The following is a 19,622-nucleotide window of genomic DNA, read 5'->3' as shown; positions in this document are numbered from 1 at the left end:
GGGCCCTATAGGCTCTGCGCCTGATGGACACAGGGGTACACCTCCCGGAGCGCGACCGCGCCGATCCCGCCGAACAGCGGGATGAGCGGTCGCGCTTCGGCGTACGTACACAGCGGTATGCGCTGCTCGCCGTGGCGGCCGCCGCCGTGGTCGCGCTGGTCAACGTCTTCGTGGCCCAGCCCTTCGAGATCCCCAGCGGGTCGATGGAGAACACCCTGCGGGCAGGGGACCGCGTGCTGGTCAACAAACTGGCGTACCGTTTCGGCGAGGCGCCCGCCAGAGGCGATGTCGTGGTGTTCGACGGCGAGGGATCGTTCGTCCAGGACTCCGGCGGGAGCGACTACGTCAAGCGGGTCATCGGTGTCGGTGGGGACCGGGTGACCTGCTGCGACGAGCGGGGCAGGATCACCGTCAACGGGCGCCCGCTGGACGAGACCTATCTTTACCCCGGGGACACGCCGTCCCGGGTAGCGTTCGACATCGAGGTTCCGAAGGGGAGGCTGTGGGTGATGGGTGACCACCGTGCCGACAGCCGCGATTCCCGTGACCATCTGGGCGACCCCGGAGGGGGCACCGTTCCGGTGGACAAGGTGATCGGCCGGGCCGAGGCGACCTTCTGGCCGCTGGGCCGCCGCCGCTCCCTGGACGGCGCCCATGGGTAGCCGCGGGCGGGCGAACGCCGGCCAGCCGAGCCGTGCCGAGTACCTGGGAGAGGAGCCGGCGGGCCCGCGCAGGGGCGGCGGCCGGGCCGAGCGGCGCAAGCTGGCGCGGAAGGTCAAGCGCAGGCGGCGTCGTTCCGCGGCCAGGGAGATACCCCTGCTCATCGGGGTCGCGCTGCTGATCGCGCTGGTGCTCAAGACCTTCCTGCTGCAGGCCTTCGTCATCCCGTCGGGCTCGATGGAGCAGACGATCAGGATCGGGGACCGCGTCGTCGTCGACAAGCTCACGCCGTGGTTCGGCTCCCGGCCGCAGCGCGGCGACGTGGTGGTGTTCAAGGACCCCGGCAACTGGCTGGAGGGCGAGCAGGCCCAGTCCGGCGAGGACCCGGTGGTCGTGAAGCAGGTCAAGGAGTTCTTCACCTTCATCGGGCTGCTGCCGTCCGCGGACGAGCAGGACCTGATCAAGCGGGTGGTCGCGGTCGGCGGCGACACGGTGAAGTGCTGCGACGCCCAGGGGAAGATCACCGTCAACGGGACCCCGCTGGACGAGCCCTACATCCATCCGGGCAATCCGCCGTCGGAGATCAAGTTCACGGTCAAGGTCCCGCCGAACCGGCTCTTCGTGATGGGTGACCACCGGTCCAACTCCGCGGACTCCCGCTTCCACCTCAAGGACGCCGGCGACGGCACCGTGCCGGAGAACCTGGTGGTGGGCAGGGCCTTCGCCGTGGCCTGGCCGATGGGGCACTGGGCGGGGCTGCAGGAACCGGCGACGTACTCCGGCGTCGCCGCGCCGGGGGGTTCGGGCGCGTCTGCCGCGAGGGCGGGCCCGGGAGTGGCAACATCCAACAATCGGCAAGGAATGACCCCGCTCCCGACTCCTGCGGAACTCCCGCTCGTTATGGGGGTGGTGGGCTTGCGCCGCATATGGCGCGGGCGGCAGCGCGCAGCAAGCGGAGTAAGGAGTGGATGTGGGGGACCTGGTGGTCGGCGCAAGGTCCGGACGCGGAGAGCCGGAGGATCGGGACCCCACGTCGGGCGGCTCGGCGGGCGACGGCGAGGCGCCGCTCGGAAAGAAAGGCCCGGACGCGGGCGCGGAAACCTCCGAAGAGGCGAGTGACACGAAGGGCCGTGACGGCGACGCGGGCAAGAAGCAGCAGCAACGTTCGTTCTGGAAGGAACTGCCGCTGCTGATCGTCATCGCGCTCGCGCTGGCCTGGCTGATCAAGACCTTCCTGCTGCAGGCGTTCTCCATCCCCTCGGCGTCGATGGAGAACACCCTGAGGATCGGCGACCGGGTCCTGGTCGACAAGCTCACGCCCTGGTTCGGCTCCGAGCCCGAGCGCGGCGAGGTCGTCGTCTTCCACGACCCGGGCGGCTGGCTCGGCGAGACCGTCCCGGTGGACACCAACCCGGTGACGAACGCGATCCAGAAGGGTCTGAGCTTCGTCGGCCTCATGCCGTCCGCGGAGGAGAAGGACCTGATCAAGCGAGTCATCGCGGTCGGCGGGGACACGGTGGAGTGCAAGGGCACCGGCCCGGTCAAGGTGAACGGCAAGGCGCTGGACGAGCCGTACATCTACCCGGGGAACACCCCCTGCGGTGACCGTCCCTTCGGCCCGATCAAGGTCCCGGACGGCCGCATCTGGGTGATGGGCGACCACCGGCAGGACTCCCTGGACTCCCGTTACCACCAGAACCTGCCGGGCAACGGCACGGTCTCCGTGGACGAGGTCGTCGGCCGCGCGGTCGTCGTGGCCTGGCCGATCAGCAACTGGTCCACCCTCCCCGTGCCCAGCACCTTCGACCAGCCCGGCATCAACGCGGCGGCCGCGGGTCTGCCGGCCGCGGGTCTGCCGGCCGCGGGCGGACTGGCCGGTGCGGTCCCGCTGGTGCTGTGGCGGCGGCGCCGTCTGATCAACCGGGCCGGGTGAGAGGGCTGCCCTCGGTCCGTACCGCCGGGTAGGGTGCGGACGCATGAGCACGAGCACACGCACGGGCACGCGGACGGCGACGGGGCGAGCAGGCGAACAGGGCGGCGGGCGGACCGGACGGATAGTCTCCGGTCTGGCCGTCGCCCTCGGCTGCGTGCTGTTCCTCGGCGGTTTCGTCTGGGGTGCGCTGGTCTACCAGCCGTACACCGTCCCCACCGGATCCATGACCCCGACCGTCGACGCGGGCGACAAGATCCTCGCCCAGCGGATCGACGGCTCCGATGTGCGGCGCGGGGACATCGTGGTCTTCACCGACCCGCTGTGGGGCGACGTCCCCATGGTGAAGCGGGTCGTGGCGGTCGGCGGTGACAAGGTGGCCTGCTGCGACAAGCAGGGACGGCTCACGGTCGACGGCAAGCCGGTCGACGAGCCGTTCCGGCTCGACCCCGAGGGCCCGGCGTCGCCGACCTCCTTCTCGGCCACCGTTCCCCGAGACAACCTGTTCATGATGGGCGACAACCGGGCGACGTCCGAGGACTCCCGCTTCCGCCTCGGCGACGCCGACAACGGCTCCGTGCCGCGCAGCACGGTGTCCGCGCGGGTCGACGGTGTGGCCTGGCCGCTCGGCCGCGCGGGCGTGGTCGCCAGGACCGGCGCGTTCGCCGCACTGCCGGGCGACGGGCCCTCCGGCCCCGGGCCGCTGCGCACGGTGGGCGTGGCGCTCGCGGCCGGCGTGGTCCTGATCTTCGCTGGTGCGGCCTACGGCCCGGTTGCGGACCGGGCCCGGCGGCGGAGGGCGGCGCGATAACGATGCGACGGCGCGCGGCCCGGGTCGTCCTCCTGGACCCCTCCGACCGGATCCTGCTGCTCCACGGGTACGAGCCGGACGACCCGTCCGTCACCTGGTGGTTCACCCCGGGCGGCGGTGTCGAGGAGGGCGAGAGCCTGGACGTCGCGGCGCGCCGCGAGCTCGCGGAGGAGACCGGGATCACCACGGCCCTGCTCGGGCCGGTGCTGTGGGAGCGCTCGTGCGCCTTCGACTTCGACGGCCGGCGCTGGGAGCAGGACGAGTGGTACTACCTGGCCCGCACCGACGACGTCCGGGTGCACACGGCCGGTCTCACCGAGCTGGAGCAGCGCAGCGTCGACGGCCTGCGATGGTGGACCTGTGAGGAACTGCTCGCCTCGCATGAGACGGTGTACCCGACCAGGCTCGCCGAGCTGCTGCGCGCATTGCTCGACGAAGGTCCCCCATTGTCCCCGATTCACCTGGGGACGGAGCGTGACTGACGCACAATGGGGGGACGTACGGCTGAAGGGGAACATGCCATGAGCGCCGAGGACCTCGAGAAGTACGAGACCGAGATGGAGCTGAAGCTCTACAGGGAGTACCGGGATGTCGTCGGCCTGTTCAAGTACGTGATCGAGACGGAGCGTCGTTTCTACCTCACCAACGACTACGAGATGCAGGTGCACTCGGTCCAGGGCGAGGTGTTCTTCGAGGTCTCCATGGCCGACGCGTGGGTGTGGGACATGTACCGGCCGGCGCGCTTCGTGAAGCAGGTGCGCGTGCTGACGTTCAAGGACGTGAACATCGAGGAGCTGAACAAGGCGGACCTCGACCTGCCCTCGGACGACTCCGGCTTCAACGGCTGAGCCGGCCGGGGCCGGCGGGTTGTCCACAGGCCCCGATCAAGATCATCTCTCGGGCACCACCTCCCTCACAGTGAGTGACGGAGGTGGTACCGATGAACGCCCGAGGAGCTTTCGGACGCTACGGCGAGGAACTGGCGGCACGGTCTCTGACCGAGGCCGGGATGACCGTGCTGGAGCGGAACTGGCGGTGCAGGCACCGCGAACGGCACGGCGAGATCGACATCGTGGCGGCGGACGGCGACGCGCTCGTGGTGTGCGAGGTGAAGTCGCGCGCGGAGTCCTGCGGTGAGCACCCGATGGCCGCCGTCACCCCGCGCAAGGCGGAGCGGCTGCGGCTGCTCGCCGAATGCTGGCTCGCCGACCACGGCGGACCGCCGCCGGGCGGGGTGCGGATCGACGTGGTCGGTGTGGTGCTGCCGCCCCGGGGCGCCGCCCGCGTCGAGCACGTGCGGGGGGTGGAGTGATGGGCTTCGCCCGGACGTGTTCGGTGGCGCTGCTGGGTGTGGAGGGCGTCGTCGTCGAGGTCCAGGCGGACCTGGAGGCGGGGGTGGCGGCGTTCACGCTGGTGGGGCTGCCGGACAAGAGCCTGAGCGAGAGCCGCGACCGGGTCCGCGCCGCCATCGTGAACAGTGGCGAGACCTGGCCGCAGAAGAAGCTCACCGTCGGCCTCAGCCCGGCCTCCGTCCCCAAGGGTGGCAGCGGCTTCGACCTGGCGGTCGCGTGCGCCGTCCTCGCCGCGAACGACCGCGTCGCCCCGCGCGACATCGCCGACCTGATGATGATCGGCGAGCTCGGCCTCGACGGCCGGGTCCGCCCGGTCCGCGGGGTGCTGCCCGCGGTCCTCGCCGCCGCCGACGCCGGGTACCGCCACGTCGTGGTCCCCGAGCGCACGGTCGCCGAGGCCTCGCTCGTACCGGGGGTCTCCGTGCTCGGGGTCCGCAGCCTGCGGCAGCTGATCGCACTGCTCAACGACGAGCTCGCCCCGGAGGAGGACGAGGAGCCCGCCGACGGGAGGCCGGACCCGATGCTGGCCGGCCTGACCCTGCCGGGCGCCGGCCACGGCACGGGGCTCGCCGACACCGGCACCCCGGATCTGGCCGAGGTCGCAGGGCAGGGCACCGCCAGGACCGCCCTGGAGGTCGCCGCCGCCGGCGGTCACCACATCTATCTGAAGGGGCCGCCGGGCGCTGGCAAGACGATGCTGGCCGAGCGGCTGCCCGGGCTGCTGCCGCCGCTCACCCGGCAGGAGGCGGTGGAGGTCACCGCCGTCCACTCGGTCGCCGGGATGCTGCCGCCGGGCCGGCACATGGTGGACCAGCCGCCGTACTGCGCGCCGCACCACTCGGCGACCATGCAGTCCCTGGTCGGCGGCGGAAACGGGCTGCCGCGGCCGGGTGCCGTCTCGCTCTCCCACAAAGGTGTGCTTTTTCTGGACGAAGCACCCGAATTCAATGGCCAGGCCCTCGACGCGCTGCGTCAGCCCCTGGAGTCCGGCCACGTGGTGATCGCCAGGGCGGCCGGAGTCGTCCGCCTTCCCGCGCGGTTCCTGCTCGTCCTCGCCGCCAACCCCTGTCCCTGCGGGCGGTACGGCTCACCCGGCGGGACGTGCGACTGCACGCCGAGCATGATCCGCCGCTACCAGGGGCGGCTCTCGGGGCCCCTCCTGGACAGGGTTGATGTGCGGGTCGAGGTGGAGGCCGTCAGCCGCTCCGAACTGATCGGGGGCGTCGGCTCCGCGGAGGCCACCGCGGTGGTCGCCACGCGGGTGCGGGAGGCCCGCGAGCGCGCCGCCGCCCGGTACGCGGACACCCCGTGGCGGCTCAACAGCGAGGTCCCCGGACATGAGTTGCGCACCCGCTGGGCCATGGCGCCCGGAGCCCTGCGTTCCGCGGAGCGGGACATGGAGCGCGGGCTCCTCACCGCGCGGGGACTCGACCGGGTCCTGCGGGTGGCCTGGACGGTCGCCGACCTCGCGGGCCGTGACCGGCCCGACGGCGTCGACATGGAGCGCGCCCTGGAGCTGCGCACCGGTGTGCGCCGCGGTATGGCGGCGGCGACGGGGGCCGCGCGATGACGCAGATGCCGCCCGGCACGGACACGGACACGGACGGGGACGCCGGGCCGGGCTTGGAGGAGGAGCCGCCACCGACGCCCGAGGAGCGTCTGGCCCGCGCCGCCGTGACGCGGATCGCCGATCCCGGCGACGGACTCGTCGACGCCTGGCTGCGGGAGCTCGGCCCCGTCGAGACCGTACGGGCCCTCACCGCCGGTGAAGAGCTGCCCGGTGCGGGCGAGCAGCGGGCGGCCGGATACGCCCTGCGGGCCCGCCGGACCCGGCCGGAGCGGGATCTGACGGCGGCCCGGGCCATGGGGGCCCGTTTCGTGTGCCCCGGTGACCCGGACTGGCCGCGGCAGCTCGACGACCTGGGCGGCGAGCGCCCGTACGGACTGTGGGTGCGCGGCGGCGCCTCGCTGCGGATGTGGGCGCTGCGGTCGGTCGCCGTCGTGGGCGCCCGCGCCTGCACCGACTACGGCTCCCACATGGCGGCGTCCCTCGGCGCCGACCTGGCGGAGGCCGGCTGGGTCACCGTCTCCGGGGCCGCCTACGGCGTCGACGGCGCCGCGCACCGGGGAGCGCTGTCCGTGACGGGGGCGACCGTGGGGGTCGTCGCCTCCGGAGTGGACGTGCCGTATCCGCCGGGTCATGCCGAGTTGATCGGACGCATCGCCGAACAGGGGCTGCTCATCGGTGAATTGCCACCCGGATCGCATCCCACCCGCAGCCGCTTCGTGCTCCGCAACCGCGTGATCGCCGCCCTCACCCGGGGCACCGTCGTCATCGAGGCCCAGTACCGCAGCGGCTCCCTGATCACCGCCCGCCGGGCCCGCAAGCTGGGCCGTTTCGTCATGGGCGTGCCGGGACCCTGCACCTCGGCGCTGTCCCAAGGGGTCCACGAGCTGCTGCGCGCCGAGGGGGTCCTGGTCACCGGCGCCGCCGACGTCATCGAACTCGTCGGCCGCATCGGCGGGGACCTCGCGCCCGAGCGCCGCGGGCCGGTCCTGCCGCGGGATCTGCTCCCGTCCGCGGCCGCCCGGGTCCTGGAGGCCCTGCCCGCCCGGGGCGGGGCCGGCGTAGCGGAGCTCGCGGTCGCCGCCGCGAGCACCCCCGACGACACCCTGACCAGGCTCCATGAGCTGCACGCCCTCGGTTTCGTCGAACGGGACGGCCCGCGCTGGAAGTTGTCGCAAGGCCGTGAGGCGGCTCCCACGGCTCCCACGGCAGAGGGAGGTGGCCAAGCCGACACGCTCTCCCGGTGAACACACCATCAGGTGACAGGACGGTTCTTGACCTGGGACCCCCTGGATGGCGAGGTTATGGGGACGCCCGAACGTCGCCCTGAGCGACGGTATGGTCACGCTACGCTCAAGGAGGTTCGAGTCCCGCCCGTCCCTCAGGTCACGCAGAACGGCTCAGATCGACGCATGCACCGGCACACTCCCGGGCACGAAGGCAGCACGGCGGCGACCGCCGTCACCGGAAACCCCCGGCCGCCCGCCCCCACCTCGCTCGACGCGCTGTGGCGGACCTACAAGTCCACGGGGGACGCACGCCTGCGCGAGCAGCTGATCCTGCACTACTCACCCCTGGTGAAGTACGTCGCGGGACGCGTGAGCGTCGGCCTGCCGGCCAACGTGGAACAGGCGGACTTCGTCTCCTCCGGGGTCTTCGGGCTCATCGACGCCATCGAGAAGTTCGACCCAGAGCGCGCGATCAAGTTCGAGACCTACGCGATCACCAGGATCCGCGGGGCCATGATCGACGAGCTGCGCGCCCTGGACTGGATCCCGCGCTCGGTGCGCCAGAAGGCCCGCGCGGTGGAGCGCGCCTACGCCACCCTCGAGGCCTCCCTGCGGCGCACCCCGACCGAGTCCGAGGTCGCCGCCGAGATGGGCATCGCCCTGGAGGAGCTGCACGGCGTCTTCAGCCAGCTCTCCCTGGCCAACGTCGTCGCCCTGGAGGAACTGCTCCACGCGGGCACCGACGGCGGCGACCGGCTCACCCTGGTCGACACCCTGGAGGACACCGGCGCCGACAACCCCGTCGAGGTCGCCGAGGACCGCGAGCTGCGCCGCCTGCTGGCCCGCGCCGTCAACACGCTGCCCGAGCGCGAGAAGACCGTGGTCACCCTCTACTACTACGAGGGGCTCACCCTCGCGGAGATCGGCCAGGTGCTCGGGGTCACCGAGAGCAGGGTCAGCCAGATCCACACCAAATCCGTTCTGCAATTGCGCGCGAAACTGGCCGACGTCGGCCGTTGACGCCGCTTTGCCCACGGGTGCGCCCGATGACAGCGCCGCTTCCGTACAGTGGTGAGGTGCCCAAGATTCGAGCGGCCTCGGTGGCCGAGCACCGGTCGATGCAGCGTGACGCCCTGCTGGACGCCGCGCGCAGTCTGCTCTCCGAAGGCGGGACGGAGGCCCTGACCTTCCCCGCCCTCGCGGAGCGCACCGGGCTCGCCCGGTCCTCCGTCTACGAGTACTTCCGCTCCCGGGCCGCAGTCGTCGAGGAGCTGTGCGCCGTCGACTTCCCCGTCTGGGCGGCCGAGGTCGAGGCGGCCATGGAGGCCGCCCCCACCGCCGAAGCCAAGATCGAGGCGTACGTCCGCAGCCAGCTCACGCTCGTCGGTGACCGCCGGCACCGGGCCGTGGTCGCGATCTCCGCGGGCGAACTCGACTCGGGCGCCCGTGAGAAGATCCGCGCCGCCCACGGTGGTCTGGTCGCCATGGTCGTCGAGGCGCTCGCCGGGCTCGGCCACCATGAGCCGAGGCTCACCGCGATGCTGCTCCAGGGCATCGTCGACTCCGCGGTCCGCCGGATCGAACTCGGCGCCGCCGAGGAGCCGGACGCCATCGCCGACGCGGCCGTCACCATGGCCCTGCGCGGCGTCCTGGGCTGACCGGCGGGACCTTCCCGAGCGCCTCGATCGCACCGGCCACCGTTCCGGCCACCCCTTCCGGCAAGGGCACCCCGAAGACCGGCAGGAGTCGCGACGGCCCGCCGCGCAGCATCCCGTCCGGCAGCAGCGACAGCGGGTCGAGGTAGACCTCCCCGCGCAGCAGCCCCCAGTGCAGGCAGCCACCGGGGCAGTGCCACGGGCCTTCCGAGAGCACCCCCACCTCCTGCCCCGCTCCGACCTCGTCGCCCACCGCGACCGAGGCCCGCACCGGCTGGTACGTGATGCGCAGCCCGCCGGCGAGCTCGATCGCCACGACCCCGCGCCCCGCCACCTGACCGGCGTACGACACCCTGCCGGGCGCCGCCGCGCGCACCGGTGCGCCGGGCCCCGCGCGCAGGTCCACCCCGCGGTGCCCCGCCGCCCACGGCACCGCGGGCGGATCGAACCCCCGCTCCACGACCGGTCGCCGGCCCCCGCCGGACGGATCCACCGGCCAGGCCCGGTCCGTGCCCCCGCCGGCCGGGACGACCGGCGTCCGGGCACCGGCCCCCACCGGGTGCACGAGCCCCCCGAGCCACGTCAGTACCGCCAACACCACCACCGCGTATGTCCTCATGGTCCAACGGTGACGTGTTCCGTCGTCGCCGGATGATCATGGAAGCGGCCTGTGGACAACCTCGTACGGCCCCCGCCCCCAGGCACGCTGTCGCCCGCCGCTCCGGCGGTCCCGTACACTTTCCATGGCGATCCGGGTCACCGGGTCGACTTCGCACGCCCCGCCACCGCCCTACAGCGAGCGGTGGACGCGCTCCTCGGTCCCTCGTGGCACGGCGCGTTCGGGGCGTCAGGCGCGGCCGCCGTCCGGCGACCGCGAAAACCGAGTACCCCTAGGAGTACGGCCATGGCCGTCGTCACGATGCGGGAGCTGCTGGAGAGCGGCGTCCACTTCGGGCACCAGACCCGCCGCTGGAACCCGAAGATGAAGCGCTTCATCTTCACCGAGCGCAACGGCATCTACATCATCGACCTGCTCCAGTCGCTGTCGTACATCGACCGCGCCTACGAGTTCGTCAAGGAGACCGTCGCACACGGCGGCACCATCCTCTTCGTCGGTACGAAGAAGCAGGCCCAGGAGGCCATCGCCGAGCAGGCGACCCGCGTCGGCATGCCCTACGTGAACCAGCGCTGGCTGGGCGGCATGCTCACCAACTTCTCGACCGTCTACAAGCGCCTGCAGCGCCTGAAGGAGCTCGAGGAGATCGACTTCGAGGACGTGGCCGCCTCCGGCCTCACCAAGAAGGAGCTCCTGGTCCTCTCCCGTGAGAAGGAGAAGCTGGAGAAGACCCTGGGCGGCATCCGCGAGATGCAGAAGGTGCCGAGCGCCGTCTGGATCGTGGACACCAAGAAGGAGCACATCGCCGTCGGTGAGGCGCGCAAGCTCCGCATCCCGGTCGTCGCGATCCTCGACACCAACTGCGACCCCGACGAGGTCGACTACAAGATCCCGGGCAACGACGACGCGATCCGCTCCGTCACCCTGCTGACCCGTGTGATCGCCGACGCCGTCGCCGAGGGCCTCATCGCCCGCTCCGGTGCCGCCACCGCCGGTGACAAGGCCGAGGGCGAGCCGCTGGCCGCCTGGGAGCGCGAGCTGCTCGAGGGCGACAAGGCGAAGGCCGAGGAGACCGCCGCCGAGGCTGCTCCGGCTGCCGAGGCCGCTGAGGCGCCTGCCGCCGAGGCCGCTGAGGCGCCCGCCGCCGAGGCCGCGCCGGCTGCCGAGACCGCCGAGGCGCCCGCCGCCGACGCCGAGCAGGCCTGAGCCTCAGCCCGCCTTCCGATGCGTGTGAGGACGGCGGGGGCTCCGGCCCCCGCCGTTCGTCCGTAGAACCACCGCTCACCGGATCCACCGACTTCCGAGAAGAGACTGACAGACCATGGCGAACTTCACCGCCGCCGACGTCAAGAAGCTCCGCGAGCTGACCGCCGCGGGCATGATGGACTGCAAGAAGGCGCTCGAGGAGGCCGAGGGCGACCTGGACAAGGCCGTCGAGATCCTCCGCGTCAAGGGCCAGAAGGGCGTCACCAAGCGCGAGGGCCGCTCCGCCTCCAACGGCGCCGTCGTGTCCCTGATCGCCGGTGACAACAGCGAGGGTGTCCTCGTCGAGCTCAAGTGCGAGACCGACTTCGTCGCCAAGGGCGACAAGTTCATCGCCGCCGCCGACGCCCTCGCCGCCCACGTCGCCGCCAGCAAGCCGGCCGACCTGGAGGCGCTGCTCGCCTCCGAGATCAAGGACGGCCAGACCGTCCAGGCCTTCGTCGACGAGGCCAACGCCACCCTCGGCGAGAAGATCGTCCTGGACCGCTTCGCCCAGTTCACCGACGGCTACGTCGCCTCCTACCTGCACCGCACCAGCCCGGACCTGCCCCCGCAGGTCGGTGTCCTGGTCGAGCTGGACAAGGCCGACGCCCAGGTCGCCAAGGACGTCGCGCAGCACATCGCCGCCTTCGCCCCCACCTTCCTGTCCCGCGAGGAGGTGCCCGCCGAGACCGTCGAGAACGAGCGTCGCGTCGCCGAGGCCACCGCCCGCGAGGAGGGCAAGCCCGAGGCCGCCCTGACGAAGATCGTCGAGGGTCGCGTCAACGGCTTCTTCAAGGAGAACGTCGTTCTCGAGCAGGCCTTCGCCAAGGACAACAAGAAGACCGTCCAGAAGGTCCTGGACGAGGCCGGCGTCTCGCTCAAGCGCTTCGCCCGCTTCCGCGTCGGCGTCTGAGCGACCACCGCGCAAGCGATTGACCGACGGCCCCGCTAGGGTCGTACGCAGCCGGCCGCTCACCGGCAGGCCGCAGTTGTGACGAGGAGGCCATTGCCCACAGGGAACCATCACGGACCCTCGGCAATGGCCTTCTTCGTACGTGCACGAGGAGATCTCCATGGAACAGGACGCCGACAAGGCACCCACCGCCACCGGCAGCACCCACAAGGGCCGGTACCTGCTCAAGCTCTCCGGCGAGGCCTTCGCCGGCGGAGGGGGACTCGGAGTCGACCCCGACGTCGTGCACACGATGGCCCGCGAGATCGCCGCCGTCGTCCGCGATGGCTACGAGATCGCCGTCGTCATCGGCGGAGGCAACTTCTTCCGCGGTGCCGAACTCCAGCAGCGCGGCATGGACCGGGCCCGCTCCGACTACATGGGCATGCTCGGCACGGTCATGAACTGCCTCGCCCTCCAGGACTTCCTGGAGAAGGAGGGCATCCAGTCGCGGGTGCAGACGGCGATCACCATGGGCCAGGTCGCCGAGCCCTACATCCCGCTGCGCGCCGTGCGCCACCTGGAGAAGGGCCGCGTGGTGATCTTCGGCGCCGGTATGGGCATGCCGTACTTCTCCACCGACACCACCGCCGCGCAGCGCGCCCTGGAGATCCACGCCGAGGCGCTGCTGATGGGCAAGAACGGGGTCGACGGGGTCTACGACGCCGACCCCCGCTCGAACCCCGACGCGGTGATGTTCGACGCCCTGGAGTACGCCGACGTCATCGCCCGCGACCTGCGCGTCGCGGACCTGACGGCGATCACGCTGTGCCAGGACAACAAGCTCCCGATCCTCGTCTTCGAGCTGCTCGCGGAGGGCAACATCGCGCGGGCCGTGAAGGGTGAGAAGATCGGCACGCTCGTCAACGACACGGGCGCCCGCTGACGGACGGCGCCGGCCGCAATCCGGCCTGCGATCCGCCCGGAACGGGGATGGACAAGACGCTGCCGGTCGGACACCGTGCAGGAAAGACGCGCGCAAGGGCCGAGGCTCTGCCTTCTGAATACCAGGAGCACATGGTGATTGAAGAGACCCTCCTCGAAGCCGAGGAGAAGATGGAGAAGGCCGTCGTCGTCGCCAAGGAGGACTTCGCCGCGATCCGCACCGGCCGCGCCCACCCGGCGATGTTCAACAAGATCGTGGCGGACTACTACGGTGCCCCGACCCCGATCAACCAGCTCGCCTCCTTCGCGGTGCCCGAGGCGCGGATGGCCGTGATCACCCCGTTCGACAACTCGGCGCTGCGCAACATCGAGCAGGCGATCCGGGATTCGGACCTGGGCGTCAACCCGACCAACGACGGCCGTATCATCCGGGTGGTCTTCCCGCAGCTCACCGAGGAGCGGCGCAAGGAGTACATCAAGGTCGCCCGCGGCAAGGCGGAGGACGCGCGGATCTCGATCCGCAGCGTGCGCCGCAAGGCCAAGGAGACCCTCGACAAGCTCGTCAAGGACGGCGAGACGGGCGAGGACGAGGTGCGCCGCGCGGAGAAGGAGCTCGACGACACGACCCACAAGTACGTGGCGCAGGTCGACGAGCTGCTCAAGCACAAGGAAGCCGAGCTGCTGGAGGTCTGATCCGGCACACCGCCGGACCGGACCCTCGGCGCCGCAGGCCCGCGGCTGAGCGACTCATCCACCCACCCACCCACCATCCGACCGACCCGGACCGGACGAAAACGCGAGGCGAAACTCCGTGAACGACTCTTCTTGGGGGCCCTCGCCACATGCCGGTTCCTGGGGAGGCGAGGATGAAGGGGCCACCCGGATGGGCGGCCCCTTGTTCCGCGACGACGCCCCCGAACCGGAGCGGCACTCCGCCCGGCCCGACCGTTCCGTGCCGCAGCCCTCGGCAGCGGGTGGGAACGGCGGCCGGGCGAAGAAGAGCGCGGGGCGCAACCTGCGCGCCGCGATAGGCGTGGGTGTCGGCCTTGGGGTCGTCATCATCGCCTCGCTCTTCATCGTCAAGGCTGTCTTCGTGGGCGTCGTCGCCGCAGCGGTCGTGGTGGGCCTGTGGGAGCTCACCTCGCGCCTGGCCGAGCGCAAGGAGATCCGGGCTCCCCTGGTGCCGCTCGCCGTCGGCGGCGCCGCCATGGTCGTCGCGGGCTACGTGCGCGGTGCCGAGGGCGCGTGGGTGGCGATGGCGCTCACCGCGCTCGCCGTACTGGTGTGGCGCATGACGGAGCCTCCGGAGAACTACCTCCGCGACGTCACGGCGGGCGTGTTCGCCGCCTTCTACGTGCCGTTCCTTGCCACGTTCGTGGTGATGATGCTCGCGGCGGGCGACGGCCCGTGGCGGGTCTTCGTCTTCCTGCTGCTCACGGTGATCAGCGACACCGGTGCCTACGCCGTCGGTTGGCGCTTCGGCACGCACAAGCTCGCTCCCCGCATCAGCCCCGGCAAGACCCGTGAGGGCCTGGTCGGCGCGATCGCCTTCGCGATGGCGGCGGGGGCCCTGTCCATGCAGTTCCTGATCGACGACGGCCGGTGGTGGCAGGGTCTGCTGCTGGGCCTCGCGGTGGCCGCCAGCGCGACCCTCGGCGACCTCGGCGAGTCCATGATCAAGCGGGACCTCGGCATCAAGGACATGGGCAAGCTGCTGCCCGGCCACGGCGGCATCATGGACCGCCTCGACTCGCTGCTGCCGACCGCCCCCGTGGTGTGGCTGCTGCTGGTCGTCTTCGTCGGCTCGGGCTGACCCCCCCAAGCCGGCCGTCAGCAGCTCAGCCCGGCTGCGACCCCGTCGCCACGGGCCGGGCGGGGTCCGCGCTCCACTCGCTCCACGAGCCGACGTACAGCGCGGCGTCGATCCCTGCGACGGCCAGGGCCAGCACCTGCTGCGCGGCCGAGACCCCCGAACCGCAGTACACGCCGACCCTGCCGCCGTCCGCCGTGACCCCCAGGGCGGCGAAACGGCCGGCCAGTTCGCGGGCGGGACGGAAGGTGCCGTCGGCGGTGACGTTCCCGGACGTCGGAGCCGACACGGCCCCCGGGATGTGACCGCCCACCGGATCCAGCGGCTCGACCTCGCCCCGGTAGCGCTCGGCCGCCCGCGCGTCCAGCAGCACCCCCGTACGGGCCAGCGCCGCAGCGTCGTCGGCGCTCAGCACCGGCAGCGCGCCCGGTACGGCCTCGAAGTCGCCGGGGTCCGGTGCGGTGGCCTGTGTGGTCAGTCCGCCGCCGCCGGCCGTCCAGGCGGGCAGTCCGCCGTCCAGCACGCGTACGTCGTCGTGGCCCGCCCATCGCAGCGTCCACCAGGCCCGTGCCGCGGCCCAGCCCTGGCCGCCGTCGTGGACGACGACCCGGCTGCCCCTGCGCACCCCGGCCCGCCGCATCGCCGCCGCGAACACCCCGGCGTCCGGCAGTGGATGCCGGCCGGCCGGGCCCGCCGGCCCGACGAGTTCCGCCTCCAGGTCGACGTACACCGCGCCCGCGATGTGACCTGCCTCGTACGCCGCGTGCCCGGACGGGCCCCCGCGCTCGTAGCGGACGTCCAGGAGCACGGGGGCGGTACCGTCGCGCAGGGCGGTGGCGAGCTCCGCGGCGCTGATGATCGTGTTCACCGGCCCATCCTGGCGCAGCCCGGCCGGGCCGGGAAGCCGGCCCTGCGTGCGGCGGTCTGCCGCTGCGCCCGACACCCCTCCCTGACCTGCGCTGTCGCCGCTCGTCGTGACGTCGGTCGCACGGTGCGGTGGCCCGTGACGCTGGTCGGCGGTCGGTCCGCCGCTTACACTCGAACGCGTGTACGAGCTTCCTCCGGATCCGCAGCGCCTGCGGGTGATACGCCTCTATCTGCAGATGCAGATCGCCGCAGTCGACGCCAAGATCCAGGAGGCGGAATCCGGTTCCCTGGTGGCGGCCGGGGCGGAGGCCGGAGATGACGCCGTTCCGCGGACTCGGGGCGGGAAGCGCGGTCGCACCTCCGCCTGGCGGCTGCAGAGCGTGCCCGATCCGCGCGGCGGTGCGGGGCGGGGCGTCCTTCATCGCGACGACTGCCGCGTGCCCGGGGGTGGGCGGCTGAACCGCCAGGAGTTCGAGGTCGCCCTCGGCATGCCGGACGTCGCGCCGTGCGAGATCTGCCACCCGGAATCGGAGCGCACCCCGTGAGATCCAGGACCGCGTCCGCGTCCCGAGTGGCCCGACGTGACGGTCAGTCAAGTCGCTGCGCGGCACCCGCCCGAGCCGGTCCGGCGCCCCGAACCGCTCGGAGCAGGACGGCCATCCGCCGGGTCCACCCACGCAAGATCACCCGGGCTGTGGCGGAATCCACGGTTCCGGCAACGGCATTGTCACACCCTGCGCGCCCACTGTGTACGTGCCGTCGCTCCGGAAGGGAGGCCGTCGGCGCGTGCGCGTGTCCAGGGCGGGGAGAGCGGGGGAAGTGATGAGCGGTCACCGGACGGTGGAACAGATCCTCGGTGAGCGGTGGGAGGAGTACGCCGAGGAGGCACTCGCCGAGGCAGGGCAGGATCATCCGGGCCGGGCGATGGTCGTCGAGGCCTTCGGCGAACCCGAGCCGTTCGAGGAACTGATCGCGCCCTTCGGGCCCCGGTGGCCGGGGTCGGCGGCGCCCCCGGCCGGCCCTCGGACCGATCCCGACGAACTCGCCGCCAAGGTCCTCGCCGAGCTGGCGGACGACGAGGAGGTAAGCGAGGGCGACGCGTGGGGCGTCGTGCAGCGGGCCCGCAGCGCGGACGTACCCTCCCTCGCCGACGAGCGCGGGCTGCCGGACCTGTGGTCGTCCGACGTCGAGGAGCTGTGCACGGTGCTGCGGTCGTGGGAGGACCGCTTCGGCATACGCCTGCTGGCGCTCGACCGTGAACGCCTGGTCGTCTCGGTGGCCGCACCGCCGACCACCATGGCCGAGGCGCTCGCCGTGGCGGCGGAGCACTTCGCCTTCTCGCCGGACACCATCACCCAGGCGGGTGATCACGACACCCTGCGTACCTTCGCGGCCCACGAGCTCCTGGGCAAGCAGATGTGGGGCTTCTGGTGGGACTGACCGGGCCGGCCCGGCGCGCTCGCGACCGCGTGCCCTCCCCGGGTGCCGGGCGGGAGGGCACGCGACGGTGGGAGCGGGTCAGCTCGTCTCGGTCTCCGGGCATGTGCGCGGGATCGGCCGGGAGGCGTCGGGGTGCGCCGGGCGGAGGGGCTGGAAGTAGTGCGTGAGGGCCCAGAGGCCGACGCGGGCTCCCGCGAGGCAGCCTGCGGTGTCTGCCGTCCGGGTGTGGATGCCGGCCCACACACGGGCGTCGATCATGTCCTGGTTGAGCTGCACGGCGTCGTCGTAGTGCCGTGTGGTGCCCGTGGCGTCGGACGTGAAGGTGAGGTCGATGCGAGTCGTGCCGAGGAGCCCCGTCAGGGTCTGGGCCACGGCGCCGGCGACCGCGGCGTGCCCGCTGATGTGGTCGGGGTGAGGTGGCGTGACGAGCAGCGGCTGCCACAGCGGATCCGGCTCGGTCGCCGGGTTGCCGTCGGTTCCGGCCAGTTGGACGGCCGTGATCGGCCGCCAGGATCCGTAGTGGAGCTTGGCGTCCCACGCGGTGATGACGGCGTCGGTCGCGGCGGAGTTCGCCGCGGCGAACAGCCGGGCCGTGTCGGCGATGTCCAGGCCGTGGCGGGCGCTGTGGTCGCGGAACGCGGCCTGGAGCTGCAGGGCCAGGTTGCCCCCGAAGAACAGGGCGGTCTCGGTCTGCGGCGCGGTGCGGGGCGAGCCCGTCCGTGCGCCCATGGTCCTCACCTCGTTCACGTCCCGGGCGTAGCGGGCCGAGGTCAGGGCGGGCGGCGGCCCGGGCCGGAACTGGGACGGTGAGGCGAGCAGCAGCGGCCGCAGCCGGGCGAGCCAGGTGTCGATGAACGGGAGGTTCCCGGGCAGCGTGGGCCGCCAGACGCCCGGAGTCGGCGGGGTGGTGAAGTCCACCGCCAGGAACCGGCCGTCGCCTTGCCGTAGTTGGATGACGCGGTCGGCGGCGCGCGCCCCGAAGGCCACACCCTGCCGCTTGGCGTTGCCGTCGGGGATCCGGGCGAGCGAATCGGCGTACGCGGTGTCGAGCAATGTGCGGGACGCGGGGAAGTCGGAGAGCAGGACGTGGTGTGCGGCGGTCACTGCCGCCGCCTCCGGCGACGCGCCGGCGGGCCCGCGGGCGTGCCACTTGTAGGGTGCGTAGCGGCCCTCGATGCCGACCACGGCGTTGTAGACGGCGACCGAGACGAACCCGTGCCAGACGACGGCCTGCCCCGAGGGCCGGGTCGGGCCCAGGCTGGTGCCGATGACGTCCGTGGCGATGGCGTTCCACTCACGTATCGCGGCCGGATCGGCCGCGGGCTCCCGGCCCTTGCCCGCGGCCTGGGCCGGGGCGAGGGCGCCGGCCGACACCGCGGTGGCGGCGAGGGCCGCGGACACGACCATGCCGGTGAGCCGTCCGTACCACCGCGAGAGCCGCCCGGAGGGCGGCGCGGTCCTGTCTGCAGCACTCATGGGGAGACTCCTCGTCGACATCGGGCCCGAGCCGGGCCGGAGGGAATTCCGTTCCGGTTCGGGCCACATCGACGTGGTTCCTACCCATGGCCGGGCGTGACGGCCGCCTGGCCCGTCAGGTGCGCGGCCGGTTCCCGTCCGCCGCCTCACAGGCGGGACCCACCCTGGGCTGACGGCCTCTCGTACGACCGGCCACACCGGTGCCCGTCGTTCGGCGGGCGCACACTGCGACGGGCCGTCGACCCGGGCCGGTCAGGGGATGGCGACCGGGGGCGGCTGGAAGGTGCCCGGCAGCGGGCTCCAGGCACTGCAGACCGGCAGGGCACCGGTGATGGTGCAGCGGCTCTCCGCCACGTCCCCGCGGAAGGTGATGACCTTGACCGACAGTTCCGATACCGAGGAGGTGCTCACGCTCGCGCCGCACACCCCGGTGCCGGGGTACCCGGGGAGCGCACTGAGGTCCTGCCAGGTGTAGGTGCCGCCCACCGGGACGGTGTCGCGCTGACCGATGAACGTCCGGCCGCGGATCACGGCGACGGAGAAGTCGCGGTTGGTCGTGTTGGCCACGCCGGTGGAGTCGATGTCACACCCCGAGAGCCTGCCGGGGCCGGGGTAGGGGGCCAGGAAGGGCCCGCGCCCGGGGCCGAGGAGGGGACCGGCCGGGTCGAGGACCGGGCCGTTGCCGGTGGTGTCGAGGAGGGGCCCGCGACCGGGGCCGAGGAGGGGGTCGGTGTCGAGGAGAGAACCGGAGCCGAGCAGAGGGCTGAGGCCGAGTCCGGGACCGATGCCGAGTCCGGGACCGGGACCGGGACCGGGGTCGAGATCTCCGTCGGGGTACGGGTAGTCGTCATATGGATCGGGCCACGGGAAGCTCGACGCCGGCGACCCGGGCGAGGCCGCGTCGTTCGTGTCGGCGGCCTGAGCCGTCGTCAGGGAGGCCGCGGATATCGCGGTGGCGATCAGGGCCGCCGGCACCACCGTGCCGACGAGCCGTCCGAACCGTCGAAGGGACCGCCTGGAGGGCGGAGGGGTCCTGTCTGCAGGACGCATGGAGACACTCCTCGTCGATCTCTGGCCGGCACCGAACCGGAGGGCCTTCCGGCACGGCTCGGGCCCCTGTCGACGGG

At 72.3% G+C, this 19,622-nt stretch carries 22 protein-coding genes; 18 read left to right on the top strand and 4 right to left on the bottom strand.

Features of this window, described 5'->3' with window-relative positions:
• The first annotated feature begins 23 nt into the window (after nt 1-23).
• The 11 genes from lepB (PV341_RS03530) to PV341_RS03480 all read left to right on the top strand — a co-directional run bounded on the left by lepB (PV341_RS03530) (nt 24) and on the right by PV341_RS03480 (nt 9,207).
• Entirely contained in the window at nt 24-662 is a 639-nt protein-coding gene (gene lepB / locus PV341_RS03530) for a signal peptidase I (protein ID WP_500356671.1), read from the top strand.
• Nucleotides 655-1,779: a signal peptidase I gene (lepB, locus tag PV341_RS03525; RefSeq protein ID WP_500356669.1), complete on the top strand. Its 1,125-nt coding sequence runs from the start codon at nt 655-657 to the stop codon at nt 1,777-1,779. Before lepB (PV341_RS03530) ends, lepB (PV341_RS03525) begins: the two co-directional genes overlap by 8 nt.
• 61 nt (nt 1,780-1,840) lie before the next feature.
• Nucleotides 1,841-2,593, top strand: coding sequence for a signal peptidase I (gene lepB, locus PV341_RS03520; RefSeq protein WP_500325863.1), 753 nt, complete (start codon nt 1,841-1,843; stop codon nt 2,591-2,593).
• A 43-nt stretch (nt 2,594-2,636) separates the two neighbouring features.
• Nucleotides 2,637-3,401 (top strand): signal peptidase I, encoded by a 765-nt coding sequence (gene lepB, locus PV341_RS03515; RefSeq protein WP_500325688.1) that lies wholly within the window; start codon nt 2,637-2,639, stop codon nt 3,399-3,401.
• Between the two features lie 2 nt (nt 3,402-3,403).
• On the top strand, nt 3,404-3,883 hold the full coding sequence (locus PV341_RS03510; protein ID WP_500325690.1) for an NUDIX hydrolase: 480 nt from the start codon (nt 3,404-3,406) through the stop codon (nt 3,881-3,883).
• Between the two features lie 39 nt (nt 3,884-3,922).
• Nucleotides 3,923-4,249: a DUF2469 domain-containing protein gene (locus tag PV341_RS03505; RefSeq protein WP_018562949.1), complete on the top strand. Its 327-nt coding sequence runs from the start codon at nt 3,923-3,925 to the stop codon at nt 4,247-4,249.
• A 92-nt stretch (nt 4,250-4,341) separates the two neighbouring features.
• The gene (locus tag PV341_RS03500) at nt 4,342-4,713 is read left to right on the top strand and encodes a YraN family protein (protein ID WP_499514232.1); all 372 of its coding nucleotides are present in this window, start codon (nt 4,342-4,344) and stop codon (nt 4,711-4,713) included.
• Nucleotides 4,713-6,323, top strand: coding sequence for a YifB family Mg chelatase-like AAA ATPase (locus PV341_RS03495; protein WP_500356667.1), 1,611 nt, complete (start codon nt 4,713-4,715; stop codon nt 6,321-6,323). Before PV341_RS03500 ends, PV341_RS03495 begins: the two co-directional genes overlap by 1 nt.
• A complete protein-coding gene (gene dprA, locus PV341_RS03490; protein WP_500356665.1) occupies nt 6,320-7,567 on the top strand; it encodes a DNA-processing protein DprA in 1,248 nt (415 codons plus the stop codon). The genes PV341_RS03495 and dprA overlap by 4 nt, the downstream gene beginning before the upstream one ends.
• Before the next feature lie 165 nt (nt 7,568-7,732).
• Nucleotides 7,733-8,569: an RNA polymerase sigma factor WhiG gene (whiG, locus tag PV341_RS03485; protein ID WP_500325696.1), complete on the top strand. Its 837-nt coding sequence runs from the start codon at nt 7,733-7,735 to the stop codon at nt 8,567-8,569.
• Nucleotides 8,570-8,649: 80 nt separating this feature from the next.
• The gene (locus PV341_RS03480) at nt 8,650-9,207 is read left to right on the top strand and encodes a TetR/AcrR family transcriptional regulator (protein WP_500325864.1); all 558 of its coding nucleotides are present in this window, start codon (nt 8,650-8,652) and stop codon (nt 9,205-9,207) included.
• Here the strand turns inward: PV341_RS03480 and PV341_RS03475 are convergent.
• Nucleotides 9,176-9,823, bottom strand: a complete 648-nt coding sequence (locus tag PV341_RS03475; RefSeq protein WP_500356663.1) for a murein hydrolase activator EnvC family protein — start codon at nt 9,821-9,823, stop codon at nt 9,176-9,178. The genes PV341_RS03480 and PV341_RS03475 overlap by 32 nt on opposite strands.
• 285 nt (nt 9,824-10,108) lie before the next feature.
• Here PV341_RS03475 and rpsB point away from each other — a divergent pair, with 285 nt between their 5' ends.
• The 5 genes from rpsB (at nt 10,109) to PV341_RS03450 (ending at nt 14,715) form a co-directional block, all read left to right on the top strand.
• The gene (gene rpsB, locus PV341_RS03470) at nt 10,109-11,026 is read left to right on the top strand and encodes a 30S ribosomal protein S2 (protein ID WP_500325700.1); all 918 of its coding nucleotides are present in this window, start codon (nt 10,109-10,111) and stop codon (nt 11,024-11,026) included.
• A 115-nt stretch (nt 11,027-11,141) separates the two neighbouring features.
• Complete coding sequence (gene tsf / locus PV341_RS03465; RefSeq protein ID WP_500325702.1) at nt 11,142-11,978, top strand: translation elongation factor Ts; 837 nt, start codon at nt 11,142-11,144, stop codon at nt 11,976-11,978.
• Between the two features lie 160 nt (nt 11,979-12,138).
• Nucleotides 12,139-12,903, top strand: a complete 765-nt coding sequence (pyrH, locus tag PV341_RS03460; RefSeq protein ID WP_499514239.1) for a UMP kinase — start codon at nt 12,139-12,141, stop codon at nt 12,901-12,903.
• Nucleotides 12,904-13,037: 134 nt separating this feature from the next.
• The gene (gene frr, locus PV341_RS03455) at nt 13,038-13,595 is read left to right on the top strand and encodes a ribosome recycling factor (protein ID WP_319140848.1); all 558 of its coding nucleotides are present in this window, start codon (nt 13,038-13,040) and stop codon (nt 13,593-13,595) included.
• Between the two features lie 118 nt (nt 13,596-13,713).
• Nucleotides 13,714-14,715 carry a phosphatidate cytidylyltransferase gene (locus PV341_RS03450; protein WP_500325704.1) on the top strand — a complete coding sequence of 334 codons (1,002 nt, stop codon included), beginning with the start codon at nt 13,714-13,716 and terminating at the stop codon, nt 14,713-14,715.
• Nucleotides 14,716-14,740: 25 nt separating this feature from the next.
• Here PV341_RS03450 and PV341_RS03445 read toward each other — a convergent pair whose 3' ends face one another.
• Nucleotides 14,741-15,580: a sulfurtransferase gene (locus tag PV341_RS03445; protein ID WP_500325706.1), complete on the bottom strand. Its 840-nt coding sequence runs from the start codon at nt 15,578-15,580 to the stop codon at nt 14,741-14,743.
• 178 nt (nt 15,581-15,758) lie between these two features.
• Between PV341_RS03445 and PV341_RS03440 the strand changes: the two genes are divergently transcribed.
• Both PV341_RS03440 and PV341_RS03435 read left to right on the top strand, forming a co-directional pair.
• A complete protein-coding gene (locus tag PV341_RS03440) occupies nt 15,759-16,124 on the top strand; it encodes a DUF6233 domain-containing protein (RefSeq protein WP_500325708.1) in 366 nt (121 codons plus the stop codon).
• A gap of 277 nt (nt 16,125-16,401) precedes the next feature.
• A complete protein-coding gene (locus PV341_RS03435; protein ID WP_500356661.1) occupies nt 16,402-17,019 on the top strand; it encodes a DUF4253 domain-containing protein in 618 nt (205 codons plus the stop codon).
• A 78-nt stretch (nt 17,020-17,097) separates the two neighbouring features.
• Here the strand turns inward: PV341_RS03435 and PV341_RS03430 are convergent, their stop codons facing one another.
• Entirely contained in the window at nt 17,098-18,495 is a 1,398-nt protein-coding gene (locus PV341_RS03430) for a vanadium-dependent haloperoxidase (protein ID WP_500356660.1), read from the bottom strand.
• 252 nt (nt 18,496-18,747) lie between these two features.
• Nucleotides 18,748-19,545, bottom strand: coding sequence for a hypothetical protein (locus PV341_RS03425; RefSeq protein WP_500356658.1), 798 nt, complete (start codon nt 19,543-19,545; stop codon nt 18,748-18,750).
• Nucleotides 19,546-19,622: the final 77 nt, after the last annotated feature.

The organism is Streptomyces sp. PA03-1a, assembly GCF_033792805.1.
GTDB lineage: Bacteria > Actinomycetota > Actinomycetes > Streptomycetales > Streptomycetaceae > Actinacidiphila.
Note: the sequence above shows the minus strand (reverse complement) of the source record. Positions and strands in the feature narration are given on the sequence as shown.